11 protein-coding genes are annotated in these 13,417 nt (G+C 54.2%); 2 read left to right on the top strand and 9 right to left on the bottom strand.

The window, feature by feature from the left end:
• Positions 1-185: 185 nt before the first annotated feature.
• The 4 genes from ABD720_RS18565 to ABD720_RS18580 form a co-directional block, all read right to left on the bottom strand.
• Positions 186-2,189, bottom strand: a complete 2,004-nt coding sequence (locus ABD720_RS18565) for a sensor domain-containing protein (protein ID WP_344765644.1) — start codon at positions 2,187-2,189, stop codon at positions 186-188.
• 80 nt (positions 2,190-2,269) lie between these two features.
• Complete coding sequence (locus tag ABD720_RS18570) at positions 2,270-3,034, bottom strand: LytR/AlgR family response regulator transcription factor (protein ID WP_344765645.1); 765 nt, start codon at positions 3,032-3,034, stop codon at positions 2,270-2,272.
• A 24-nt stretch (positions 3,035-3,058) separates the two neighbouring features.
• Complete coding sequence (locus ABD720_RS18575; protein ID WP_344765647.1) at positions 3,059-4,312, bottom strand: sensor histidine kinase; 1,254 nt, start codon at positions 4,310-4,312, stop codon at positions 3,059-3,061.
• A gap of 99 nt (positions 4,313-4,411) precedes the next feature.
• Positions 4,412-4,654 (bottom strand): hypothetical protein, encoded by a 243-nt coding sequence (locus ABD720_RS18580; protein ID WP_344765648.1) that lies wholly within the window; start codon positions 4,652-4,654, stop codon positions 4,412-4,414.
• Between the two features lie 285 nt (positions 4,655-4,939).
• On the opposite strand from ABD720_RS18580, the gene ABD720_RS18585 reads away from it, so the two are divergent.
• Positions 4,940-5,305 (top strand): transposase, encoded by a 366-nt coding sequence (locus ABD720_RS18585; RefSeq protein ID WP_344765649.1) that lies wholly within the window; start codon positions 4,940-4,942, stop codon positions 5,303-5,305.
• Between the two features lie 116 nt (positions 5,306-5,421).
• The gene (locus ABD720_RS18590) at positions 5,422-5,766 is read left to right on the top strand and encodes a hypothetical protein (RefSeq protein ID WP_344765651.1); all 345 of its coding nucleotides are present in this window, start codon (positions 5,422-5,424) and stop codon (positions 5,764-5,766) included.
• Between the two features lie 430 nt (positions 5,767-6,196).
• Here ABD720_RS18590 and ABD720_RS18595 read toward each other — a convergent pair whose 3' ends face one another.
• From ABD720_RS18595 to ABD720_RS18615, 5 genes are all read right to left on the bottom strand, one after another.
• The gene (locus tag ABD720_RS18595) at positions 6,197-7,087 is read right to left on the bottom strand and encodes a Crp/Fnr family transcriptional regulator (protein WP_344765652.1); all 891 of its coding nucleotides are present in this window, start codon (positions 7,085-7,087) and stop codon (positions 6,197-6,199) included.
• Positions 7,088-7,941: 854 nt separating this feature from the next.
• Positions 7,942-8,586 (bottom strand): response regulator, encoded by a 645-nt coding sequence (locus ABD720_RS18600; RefSeq protein WP_344765654.1) that lies wholly within the window; start codon positions 8,584-8,586, stop codon positions 7,942-7,944.
• Between the two features lie 33 nt (positions 8,587-8,619).
• Positions 8,620-9,807, bottom strand: coding sequence for a sensor histidine kinase (locus tag ABD720_RS18605; RefSeq protein ID WP_344765656.1), 1,188 nt, complete (start codon positions 9,805-9,807; stop codon positions 8,620-8,622).
• A 207-nt stretch (positions 9,808-10,014) separates the two neighbouring features.
• A complete protein-coding gene (locus ABD720_RS18610) occupies positions 10,015-12,180 on the bottom strand; it encodes a CHASE domain-containing protein (protein WP_344765658.1) in 2,166 nt (721 codons plus the stop codon).
• 352 nt (positions 12,181-12,532) lie between these two features.
• A complete protein-coding gene (locus tag ABD720_RS18615) occupies positions 12,533-13,315 on the bottom strand; it encodes a 3-hydroxybutyrate dehydrogenase (RefSeq protein WP_344765660.1) in 783 nt (260 codons plus the stop codon).
• Positions 13,316-13,417: the final 102 nt, after the last annotated feature.

Genomic DNA, 13,417 nt, shown 5'->3' on the forward strand with positions numbered 1-13,417 from the left:
GCGTGGGCTTGCCTCGGCGTTACGGCGATATTTTTTTCGGCGCTAGTCAGCGGCAACTGAATAATTGCGCCGAGTGGAATGACACTGGTTCGGCGTGACCGGCGCTTGAATGCGCCGGTTCCGTCGGAACTGGGTAAGCCGCGTTACGCCGGGAAGTGCGCGTCAGAAATCCGAACGCCGAGCGGTCAAGCCGTGCGCGCCAGCAAATACGATGTCCGGAAGGTATTGCGACCTGCCGCCTTGGCGTCATACAACGCCTCATCGGCACGGCGTAGCAACGCATCGCCATCGCTTTCGCTGTCATCACCAATGGCTATGCCGATGCTGGTACTGACCTTGCGCGCAACTCCAAGGATATCGAAATCGGCGGCCATCGCTGCGATGATCTTGGCTGCGACCATCGCGCTTTCATCCGGTAAATGCAAGCCTTCCAGGATGATCACGAATTCGTCGCCGGCCAGCCGCGACACTGTGTCGGTCGAGCGTACCGAACGCAACAGCCGACGCGAAAATTCGCGCAACACTTCATCGCCACTGTGGTGACCCAGCGTGTCGTTGATGGACTTGAAATGGTCGATGTCGAGAAACATCAGCGCCATCGCCTGGCCGCTGCGCCGACTGCGGGCCATGGCTTCGGCGAGTTTTTCATCGAACTGGTTGCGATTCGGCAGGCCTGTGAGGGTGTCATGACGCGCCAGGATGCGCAGCTTGTTCTCGACCACCTTCAGATTAGTGATGTCGTTGATCATGCTGCAGACGCCACTGAATTGCTGGTTCTGGTCGACCTGTGGCAGGTAAGCGGCCTGGTAATAATGGATGATGTCGTCTTGCCGGGATTCGAATTCGAAGCGGGCAATATGGCCTTGCCGTGCCTTTTCAAAATGGATTTTGTGGCGCGCCGCTTCGTCCGGCGTCATCAGTTCGACCACGTGGTGGCCGCGGATGCGTGAAAGTGGACGTCCGAACCACTGTTCATAGGGTTGATTGTTGAACTGAAAGCGCTCGTCGGCATCGATGAAGCTGACCAGCGCCGGCAAACTGTCGGTGACGCTACGCAGCAAGTGGTCACTCGCCTGTTGGCGCAATTCGGCGAGCTTGCGTGGAGTAATGTCGACCACCATCGAATAGAACCCGATGGTCAGGCCAGCAGCATCGAGGTCAGGAATGTAGTCATGCAGGAAATAGCGTTTGTCGTTCTTCTCGGACTGCTGTTCAAAGCTGACCCGTTCACCGCGCAAGACTTTCTTGATGTGGAGTGCGAGTTCTTTGTAGCCCGCTTCGCCGGTTACCTGGCGCACTGTTTGTCCCAGCACCTTCTCCGGCGCGAGATTCAGGATCGTCTCGTAGTGACCGTTGCAAAAACGATAGTGCTCTTCCTGGTCAATGTAGGCGATCAGCGCCGGCATGTTGTCCGTGATCATGCGCAAGCGCATTTCGCTTTTGGCAAAGGTGTGCTGGGCGCGCTTGAGTTCGGTAATGTCTTCTGCCAGCGAAATGAAGCCCGCTACCCGGCCATCGGCGTCGAGTTCCGGGACGTAGCTGACCCGTTCCCATCGCACCGCGCCAGTGTGCGTAACTAGTCGCTCAAAATTAATGGCGCGGCCGCCCATTACTTCACGCATGAATACCTCGCTCTGGGCATAGACATCTGGGCCAAGGAGTTCATGTAATGGCAGACCAGTGAGTTTGTCGTAGGCGACGCCGTAGTCTTGTTCGTATTTGCGGTTGGCAAAAATGACGCGTCTATCCGCATCAACATACGCGACCAGTGCCGGAATATTGTCGGCAATCAGACGCAGCCGCTGTTCGCTGGCGTGATAGCGGTGGTCGGCGTGCTGCCGCTCTTTCAACAACAGATCGAAGGCATTGGCCAGGTCAGTGATGTCATTGCCGGTGTTGCTGGTGCAGCCCAGGTTACTTGCATGAATGCGTTGTCGCAATTGCTGCAGCGGGGCGATCTGTCGATGGATGGTGTACCACACCAGCATGCCAAACAGCAGCGACAGTGCCACTGCACTGGCAAGAATGGTTTGCGCCATCGCCGATAACTGTTCAGACGTTAGCGTGCCGAGATATTGCCTGGTCAGGTTCAGGGAAGCTGCAGCGCCTAGCAGAATTGCCAGCGCAACGAGCAGACTGACTGTCAGGGCTACCCGGGTTTTCAAATTGAAGTTGTCCAGTAAGCGCATGCACGGAGGTCTCTTGCCGGTTAGTCGGGGAATTTGGCGACATTCTGATGTCACCCCAATACCTTACCATGGAGCGCGACCTACATTTGCTTGAAAAGGTGGGCGAAACTGCGGCTTACTTCGAGCTTGTCAGATTTGCCTTTGACCATCACTAGCTGGCGTCCGCGCAAGTCACGCGTGACACCGTCGATGGAATGGACGTTGACCAGTGTCGAACGATGGATTTGCCAGAACAGTTCCGGGTCGAGCTCGACCGCGAGGTCGCGCACCGGCTTGCGAATCAGGGCTTCATACCGCGCCGTCTGGACCCGGGTGTATTTTTCGTCGGATTGAAAAAACAGGATCTCGGCAACCGGAATCATCCGTAGTTCCTGCCCGACCGATGCCTGTATCCATTGCAGCCATACCGGTTTGGTCGTGCTGCCGATGTGGTGCGTCAGTTGCGCCAGCATGCCTTTCAGGTCTGACGACGTGTCGGTCGGCGTTGCCTTGAGACGGGCCTTGAGCCGCTCCACGGTCATTTGCAGGCGCTCGCTTTCGGCAGGTTTCAGCAGGTAATCGATGGCACCCTGTTCAAACGCGTCGACCGCATATTGGTCGTAGGCGGTGATGAAGACGATGTGGCTGGCATTGCCGATGGCTTGTGCAGCATCAAGTCCGTTCGTGCCCGGCATGCGGATATCGAGGAACGTGAAATCAGGCTGATGTTCCTGTACCAGGGCGATCGCTTCATTGCCGTTACGGGCTTCGCCGATGATCTCCAGTTCTGGCCAGACCTGTTGCAGCCGCAGCCGCAAGTGGTCGCGCATCAGTCGTTCGTCGTCGGCAATGATTGCTGTTGGCATGGGATGGCGTCCTGTAGCGAAGAGTTATTTTGCCAACGTGTAAGGGACTTCGATCGTGGCAATTACGCCACCCACCGGGTTTGGCACAATGATCAATTGTGCTTCGATACCGTGCATTAGCTTGAGCCGTTCGCGAATGCTTTGCAAGCCGAGTCCGGTCCCGTCGCTGGCAATGGCGCCAAAGCCGAGTCCGGTGTCGGTGACGGATACCCGCAACACCCTGTCGGCGATCTCTGCCGACAAGCGCAGTGTGCCGCCATCTGCTTTTGATTCCAGGCCGTGCTTGATGGCATTTTCGACCAGTGATTGCAGCATCATCGGTGGGAATGCGGCGCTGCGCAGGCCATCCGGAATCTGCCAATCGACGATCAGCCGCTCTTCCATGCGCATTTTCAGCAGATCGAGATAAGCCCGGACCATGTCGACTTCTCGACCCAGATTGGTAATCGGCGCGTTCTCGCGCATTTGCGGTAACACGGCGCGCAGATACAGGATCAGGCTGTGCTGCATGCGCGCTGCGCGCGGTGGATCGGTCTCGATCAGGTGCTCGACCGATGCCAGCGTATTGAACAGGAAGTGCGGCTCAACTTGCGCCTGCATCATCTGCATCCGTGCTTCGCTGACCTGGCGCTGCATGGCTTCGCGTTCGGCAGCCGCATTGGCGATTACAGCTTGTGCTTCAGCGCGCTTCTTGCCACCCATGAGTGCTTTGGTACCGAACAGGCCAAGTATCAGCAGCAGAACAAAATTCATGAACCAGTCAGATGATTTTTCGCGATAGGTTTCCACTTTCTGTGCTGCGGCGTCGTCGACTGCATCTGCGATGACATCCTGTACTTCCCGGCTGACTTCGGGAGGCAGGCTGATATGTACGTCGCCGGTGGCAGGACTTGTTGCGGTGACCGCGTTGGCGTCCGTTGCGGGTGTTTCCGGAATGACTGGCACGGCTGGTGGCGAGGCGGTCGCAGGCTTGCTTTTGGTGATGTGAATACCGGTGGCATCAATCCGGATGTCGGAATCGCCGTCGTCGATCAATTTTGATCGGCCGTGGGTTACTTTGCCGCTACCGTGTTTTTCCGAACGCACGTCGGGCGAGCTGGAAGAAAACAAGGTTTCCTGCATGATCGATCCAGCCGTTAAAACCAGGATGGCGAACAGGATGAATTTCCACCACGATAGCTGTGTCACCCAAGTGGCGGTCGTATCGAACGCCTGCCGGAATTTGTCGGACAGCGTGGCCAGAAATTGTTTGGTTGTTGCGCCTGAGATCGGAGTCATTGGGACAGTGTCATGGTGATTGCTATGATGAATCGGGTGCCAGTGTAACGTGGCCTTGGCGGAAAGTGACGGGCTGCGTGCCTGGTTTTACAGCACTTTTCAGCCTTTACGGCCAGCCAGTTTTACGACAACGACTTCCTTGCGCTCGCGATCTTGCAGCAAAGCTTGGGTCAATCGGATTTTCTCAATCTGACTCAAACGCTTCCCTATAACAACTATTTGTGGCAGGACGATGGTTTTTTCCTGGCTGGCGGAGGTCGTCGCGGTGCGGTCAGCGGCGAGGACCTGGGTGCTGCACAGGGTGAGCAGGGTGATGATCTTGAGAATATGGAATGTGTTCATCGGGTTTCCTTTGTTGTGATTGGTTGCGATGAGAGCACTTTAGGCAGAAACATTTGTCGGCACCATGCCATTGCGACGAACCGCGTAATTCGTGGGACGGACATCAAAAAACGGGGGATGGACAGTAGTCAGGAAGCCGCGAACGACACCGACTTCGCTGGTAAACAGGGCGTCCTTGTTGCCGAAGGAGGTAGCTGTCTGCCTGATCGCGTCTGTACCGAGTGCAGTGGTCTCAGTTGCCCGTAACCCTCCAACAGGTGGAAAATCACCACCTCAGGAGTTCACATGGCAAAGCAAGGCAAGACATTCGACCCGAACCTGAAACGTGCAGCGGTCCGCATGATCAAAGACCAAGGATTGAGCGTTCAAAACGTCAGCGAGTCGATGGACACCGAATCCACCGCGATCCGACGATCGTTGACGCGGTACGGCGAGGAGCAAAGTGGTCACCCAGGTATTGGCAGGTCGCTCGCCGCCGAGGAGCAACATATCCGACAGCGCGAACAGGAGAATCGCCAGCGCAAGGGAGACGTTGACCTGTTAAAAAAGCTTCGACCTTCTTGCCCGCGAACTGAAATGATTTATCAAGTCGTTCGTGGCTTCCAGAAGAAGGCCGTTTCAGTCACGCACAGTTGCGTGTCCTGTCAGTAAGTCGATCCGGCTAATACGGGATCCTTCGTCGTTCTGTAAAGCCACTTTTATGCAAGACCAGCGTGCACCTCAAGGTAGCTTCTGCGGCCAGCCATCAAAGCTAGGGCAGTCGTCGGTTGCTCACGGCCATGGAGAATTACGTTCTCCAGATTGGTCAGTACAAGGTGCGTAATTTGATTCGTAAAGATCTGTTAAAGCCAGTCTGGATGTGGAAATTTATCCAGACAACCGACAGCAATCACGAACTGCCAATCGCCGCCAGCATACGGAGTCGGCAATTCAACTCGGCTGCACCGAACACGGCTTCGGTCGCCGATATCACCCTCACGCGAACGGGCTACGGATGGCTCTGCCTGGCAATCGTGCTGGATTTGTACGCCCGACGCATGGTTGCATGGAATATGGTGCCGACCATGCAGGCCGAGTTGGTCTGGGATGCCTTGAATATGACGATTCAATAGCGACGACCGGCGCCGGAGCTGATTGTTCATTCCGATCGCGGCAGTCAATGTGCCAGCGCGCCTTACCAAGATATTGTGGATGAGCAAGGCTTCGTTTGCAGCATGGGCAGGAGAGGAAATTGCTGGACGTCAGAGCATTGCTCTGACGCCATCGCCGAACGATTCTTCTCGAATTTCAAGGTGGGGCGTGTCTGGCAGCGCCAATGCGCCAATCACACCGCGGCCAGGAATGACATCGTCAGCTTCTACAACTGTGAGCGGCAAACTCAGTACTGGGAAATCTGCTACCTACCGTCTACGAGCGGGAAATGGCAGCAAAAAACCCTATCGTCGTGTCCAAAATTAGTTGACCACAGCAAAGGACTGAAATTTGTCGTGCAATCGATTCCACGCAACGACCTCACATTTAGCCGTTCCTCCTGCGACTGGCTCACACCGCTGTCGGAAATGCCTCGCAAGGTGCGCCAGATCGCTGAGATGCCTCACGTGGCTGCTGTCGTGCTTTTCTTGAGGCGACTTGCTTTGCGCGCGCACTCGATGGCGGAAGTCGTCGTAATGTTTTTAACGCTTCCGGGTCCTTAATACCGATGGAGCGCTGATCGACGGTGATCAATCCGATTTCGTTGAATGCTGAAAGCGTACGGCTAACGGTTTCCAGAGTCAATCCGAGATAGCTGCCAATCTCATGGCGCGTCATGCGCAGATTGAAAAGACGGCTTGAGTACCCCATGTCGGCATATCTGTCGGATAGCGACACCAGGAATCTCGCCACCCGTGCCTCAGCGCTAAGGGCGCCGAGCATACTGATCATTGCCTGCTCCCTTACCAGTTCACGACTCATGACGCTATAAATCGAGTGTTCGAATTCTAGGTGGATTCTGCCGAGGGCAGTCAGCTTCTTGAATGGCAACAAAATTAAATCACAGTTTGACAGGGCGACAGCTTCTGATGCGTAGCGACGTGTGTGAATTCCATCAACGCCGAACAGATCGCCTTTCATGGGAAAGCTGAGTACCTGTTCATTACCAAACTCATCAATCAAGACTGTCTTCAGAAAGCCCGAGTGGACTATGTATAACGCATCAAACGGCTGGCCAATAGTGTGAATACGCTGTCCAGTTTTGAATTGGACATGCTGGAATAACAATTCTTCGTCAGCGATCAGCGACGCGGAGGACGCGGGAATACGCAGGACTTCGCATAGTTCCCTCAGATTGGACCAAAGCTTACCCTGGCGTTGCCAACCAGTTTCGAGTGGGGATGCATTTAACGCGGGCGGGGTCGATTCCGTTCGGACGGGAAGTATTTGAGTTGACGACATAACCGGCTCCTATTCCAGGATAAGACAAACTTTATGAATGCAGCGAATTGCTTCGCCGACATTGGTGCAGCACGGGAACGGCGACCGAAATTGAAAAACAATTTTCCTGAATTTCGCGCCACTTTTTGCAGAGACGCATTACAGGCGACTCTGCCGTTTGTCTCTTGGAGATGTTGAGAAGATGGCGGTCGATACCTGTCTATCGCATGGGGACGAATGGCATTAGGCCAGCGACATCTGATCGACTACCTTACTTATCACGAACTCCTGATGCACATTCGCCCAATTGGGTGAGGCGCACATTGTTTTTGGGCCAAGTTGACATTTACATGACTAAATAAACTTTAAAAAAAGTGATGTGCCAAACTCGGAATATTTTTACTAATTCAATATTTTTACTAATGCAATATTTTTAATTCCATTTCATTAATATGTGGCCTGAAAGCATCTGGGTTCATGCCACTCGGCACCCTGTTTTCTAGACCTGAAATTTCGTCATGGAGTAGATTTTCGGGTTGTAAGTGCTTGTTACAAGTTAGTATTATGGCAACCTGCATGACCAATTACTATCGGTATGCGCTGAATGCGAAGGTAGGTAGTTTGATTCTTGTTGTAGGGTTTTTCCTACTTTTTAGGCGCTTGAGGCCAATGTTTGATGCAGATGGTGACGCTTGAAGTGCCGGTCAGACGATGAGTCCGACCATATCGCTCGCTGAGAGTCTGGTGCAGGAGTATTCGTGAAGCTCACGTCACTGAAGTCCTGTAGAACCGATTGCTACGGACGCTGCTATAGCTGCTCCTCGCTAACTACTTTTGCATTTTGATGCCTCCATCGAGGGCGACCGGTGGCGCTGCTAAATTTTGAACGGTTTGAGCAAACGAAATGCGACGGCATATTGCACAAGTTCCGCCAATGAGGTCATGCTCATTTTAAGAAGGATGCGTGTCTTGTGCGTACTGACAGTTTTGGCACTCAGATGCAGCAGGTCGGCAATTTCAGTGATACTTTTGCCGTTGACCAGCATGCTGAATACCTCGAATTCCCTGTCAGACAACTTCTTGTGCGGGTAATGTTCATCAGAAGGCATCGCATCCATCGCCAATTGCTCGGCCACTTCATTGCTGATGTAAGGACGTCCTGATGCGACTTTGCGGATGGCGCTGAGCAATTGCGTTCCGGCACTCTCCTTGGTCAGGTAACCCCGAGCACCTGCACGAATTGCACGAATGGCGTATTGCTCTTCTTCGTGCATTGTGAGGACCAGGATAGGTAGTTTTGGGGCCTCGTCTTTGATCTGGCGTATTAGTTCGACTCCGCTACGGCCGGGCATCGACAAGTCAAGCATCAACAGGTCGAAGCCGCCTTTGCGTACCTGTGTGAGAACTTCAAAGCCGTCGATAGCCTCGCCGACCACCTCAATATCGTCTGCTCCATCGAGAATTCTCTTCAGTCCTTCGCGCATGATGGTGTGGTCATCAGCAATTAGTAGTCGGATCATTCGTTGGAGGCTTGGCGAGAAGGGGTGGCTTGACTAGTGGGGTACCAGTGGAATCGAAGCATGTATGGCCAAGCCTTTCGCCTCGATGTTGTTGATACTGATAGACCCGTTTAGAGTATAGATGCGTTCTTGCATGCCAATCAATCCATAACATCCTGGCTTGGATCGTGATCCGCCAGTCAGTCCAATACCGTCGTCCTGAATCAACACATCGAGCGTCGAATCGTCCTGCCAAAGGAAAATGGATACTTCGGACGCAAACGCATGACGCTCAATATTGAGCAAGCTTTCTTGTACCAGTCTGAAAACCGCCGATTCAATCGTGCCACTTGCAGCCATTGCCGGACAGTGGGTCGTCAACTTACAGAGGATGCCGGTTTTTTTTGGGAAGTCACTCGTGATCCACTGCAATGCTGCAATCAGTCCGAAATCATCCAGCAACGGTGGACGCAGCGTGGATGCAATACTCTTTGTTCGCGCAATGAGGATGTCGAGTGTCGTCTGCATTTGCGCGACATAATGCTGCGCCGTGGCCTGTTCCGAAATCACCTCATGCTGCAGCCAATCCATATCAAGCTTGAGTACGCTCAGACTCTGTCCGAGATCGCCGTACAGCACTTCAGAAAAGCGACGTTTTTCGACTTCGCAAGCTTGCTGCGAGGCTACTGCCCGAGTACGAAATTTTTTGTCGACATAATGCAAATCCAGGGCAGTAATGGCAATGTCCTTCTGCACACGCAGGACAATCGGAAAAAAAAGTTCACCACGAATGATGACGCTGGAGATAGAGGCTTCCAGAAGGAACGTACTGCCGTTCGCATGTCGTCCGGTTGCTTCCGAGCGAATACACAAGCGACGGCTTGCTTGTCGCTTATTGCTGATCGTTGGCAAAGAAGATTGATGTATCGGAAACGGGGATAAGGGTAGAAAGACGTCCAGTTGGTGGGCCACAAGATGGGATGCCCCATAGCCAAATAATGCACCTGCATCGCTATTGGCAAGTACGATCTGACTGGCGGCGTCGACCACAATGACAGCGTCCATCGACGATTGTACGATTGCTGACAACCAGGAGCCGAGGCGATCAGCTGGAAAACGTTTTGCCGTCGCAATGCGCTCGGACGCTCCGGCGATACGATCCCGGGGGTAATGCATTCCGTCAACTCTGCCTTCGGATAAAGTAACTGCGTGGTGCGTGTCAATGGGATGGTGATTCAGCATGGCAGTACGATCTCCGCTATTTTTTAGTGATCGAAGCCATTTATCCACGATGCTGGTCTCGAATGTCAGCAGACAAGTTACCGGAAACACATTTTCGGTAATTGATAAATCACAAAGCAGGACTGTATCTACGCGAAGAATGTGGGACGGGAAGCACCCTTCCACGGAGTAGTCTCGTTGTAAAGGCACGGGGCGTGACGAGTTCGATCATGCATCGATTTTGTTGACAGGGATCGAAATGGTAATGACGACCCCACCTCCCATAGTGGACGCGATCTGCATCGAGCCATCCAGTGCAAACACACGTTCCTGCATGCCGATCAAGCCAAACGATCCCGATTTTTCGCGATCCTGGTTGCTGATTCCCTTGCCGTTATCAGCCATCGTTAATAGTAATTCGTTGGCGGCGTAATCGATCTGGATGCGCACGGTGCTTGCTGCGGCATGTTTGGTCACATTGCTTAACGCTTCCTGGACCAGGCGATAGATCGGTGTTGCAAGACCCGGAGGGATGTGCGGCAGGGGCGCCGGAACCTGCAGGTCACAGTGGATCCGGTGTCGCTTGGCGTGCCCGTCGAGCAGCAGTTCGAGGGCTCTGAACAAGCCATATTCTTCGACCAGTTTCGGTGGAAGGTTTGCGACAATGCGTCGCACCGAAATCACCATCGCATCGACCAATTCGTGCAGCCCGTCGAGCTGGCGTATCAGGCTGCCGTCGGTTTTTTGCAATCGCAGATGCAGGGCATCGAGATCGATCTTCATCGCCGCGAGCAACTGGCCGAAGTCATCGTGCATTTCCTGGGCAAGGTATTTTTGCTGGCCTTCTCGAAGACTGTCGAGTGTGGCGATCCGGTGTTGTAATTGCCGTTGCGTCTGGTCGATGCTTTCCTGCGTCAAAGGTATTGCCTCCGCCGACATTGATGTCGTTGGTAATGCTGTTCCAGGTAACTCGTCAAGAAGAATGGTGTGCAGCGGAGCGGTCCAGCTACCAGTCCGGAAAATGGTCGCTTCAAATGGAAACAGTTCGCCATTAGCGCGTCGTGCCAACTGACTGTTCTCGTTGCGCAGTCGATAGGCGGCCAGTTTTGTGGCATTCAGTGTGGTCACGGAAATCGGTTGTGCTCCCTTCAGGCGGTGCGGTAGCAAACGTGACAGATGCACTCCGATGATGCTGGCGCTGCTGGTCTGGAACAGCTGTTCCGCGCCGGGATTGAATACCATGACACGCTGCTTGCGATCGAACGTGATGATCGCCTGCTTGCTCAGCGCGGTGATCGCGGCAAGTTGAAGTTGACTTTGGCCGATTTGCTGGGCGGTCAGGTGTGCTTGTTTGCCTGCCAATGCACGATGTCGCAGGACTAGTTGACACAGCCAGAATAGCAAAGCGCTGAACAGCAAACCTCCTGCTGCAACGAGTGTCGTCTTGCCGCCGGCAAAGGGGCCTCGCGGCGCCTCAGCTTCGATGGTCCATATCTGGTCGACCAGGGCGACAGACATCAGCTCGATAGCGTTGCTCATGTCGCGAATGGCACTCTGGTATAGCAACGATTGCGGTGTGCGTTGTGCGCTATCGAAAACGCGCAAGGCGATGCGCGGCTTCGGCAGGTCGGTGAGTCCAAGTAGTGCGTCGTTGATCTGCAAGACCGCGAAGACAAAGCCGACCAGGTTTTTTCGACGTTGGCCAAGCGTCGTCGGGATAGCGTTGCCCGGGAAAACCGGCAAGATCATCAATACGTCGCGAGAACCGGACGGCTGCCGCAAGCGATATCGATCCGGGGTGCTGCCCAGCACCATCAAGCCGGTGTCAGTAGCACGATCGAGCAGGGACGAAATTGCCGGGTCCGATAACAGGTCGAAGCCCGGCGCGCTGAGTTCAAGCCCGGACTCGGGCGCGACGTATACCACCGGTGTCAATGCGTCACCGGTGTGTAGCGGATGGATACGGTAGTCGGCGCGGCCGTCACTACGCATTGCATTGACCAGCGCCTGTTTTTCTTTGCCGCTGATGCGTTGCGCATAGCCGAGCTGTTGCAGACCATTTGGCAAACCGAGTCCGAGCAGTTGCTGCTGGTAAGCGGTCCAGGTGTGTCGCTGGACGATGCGATTGAGCATCAGCATCGCGGCGGTACTGCGCAAGAGCTGGATACTTCCAGCGAATTGCAATTGCAGGCTGGCGCTGACCTGCCGGGCTTGCTGTTCGGTATTGATCACTGCAATACGATGCTCACTGCTACGCATGACGGATACCAGTAATGCCGTTGCGCCGAGTGAAAGCAGAAGCACCAGCCATCCCGCATAGTGCATGGCGCCGACCATCAGCGTCTTCAGATATTGCGTGCCGGACGTGGTTGAAAAGTGCGGAATGGGTTGCATGGACTAGTGGGAAATAGGTGATGCATCAGGATCCTGCAGAAGCGTGTAATTGCTTTGCTGTCATGCGCGGAATCGTGTTTCATGGAAGTGAAAATGCCGGGCTAGTCTCCGTAAAAGCGACGGCCGATGGTATCAAGGGTTGATATCGAATTTGCAATTTATCCGCCGCGTGTGGCAGGCACGCATCATTGCCGGGCAGAATAAAAACGGGAGTGACGAACGGGAACTGAAGGTAGGAAATGAACGGGACGTATTGGGCAAAACCGGCTGTGGGAGGTCAGCGCCGGCTACAAAAAAATTCTGGTACCGCGGCCGGACCCGGCAGGTTCGGCCTCGGTATCAGGCAAGCAGATTACTGCATGAACCAACCATGGCTGACCACGATCGATTGTCCTGTCAATGCGTTGGTCGGGAAGGATGCCAGGAAAGTTGCTGTGCGAGCGACATCGGCGGTGGTCGTGAATTCACCATCGACCGTATCTTTTAACATCACGTTTTTGATCACGTCGGCTTCGCTGATGCCGAACTGCTTGGCCTGTTCCGGAATCTGCTTGTCCACCAATGGCGTACGTACAAAGCCTGGGCAGATCACGTTGGAACGGATATTGTTTTTGGCACCTTCCTTGGCGACTACTTTGGCCAGGCCAATCAAGCCATGCTTGGCGCTGACATACGGCGCTTTCAGCGGCGATGCTTCATGGGAGTGGACCGAGCCCATGTAAATGATGCTGCCTCCATTGCCGCTGGCAATCATCGCGCGCATGCACGCACGTGTGGTCAGGAAGGCGCCATCCAGATGGATCGCCAGCATTTTTTTCCACTTTTCAAGTGACAGGTCGACAATTGGGCTGATGATCTGGATACCAGCATTGCTGACCAGAATATCGACGCTGCCCCAGGCGGCGACGACGGCAGCGATGCCCTGGTCAACTTGCTCTTCGCTGGTCACGTCCATGGCGATTCCCATGGCAGTGCCACCGGTCTTGTTGATTTCGTCGGCGGTGGCGCGAGCGGCATCGAGTGCCAGGTCTGCAATGACGACGCGGGCGCCTTCCCTGGCATATTCAAATGCAATTTCCTTGCCGATTCCGCTGGCGGAACCGGTAATCACGGCGACTTTTTGGTTGAGTAACATGGGTCATTCCTTTTTCTGGTGGCGGGAAATTCTTTTGAGATGGCGCAGAACAATCGCGTTAGCCCAGCGAGTATAGAACCTGTGGCGATAAACTACCGTTTC

This window comes from Actimicrobium antarcticum (genome assembly GCF_039536745.1).
In the GTDB taxonomy this organism is placed as follows: domain Bacteria; phylum Pseudomonadota; class Gammaproteobacteria; order Burkholderiales; family Burkholderiaceae_D; genus Actimicrobium; species Actimicrobium antarcticum.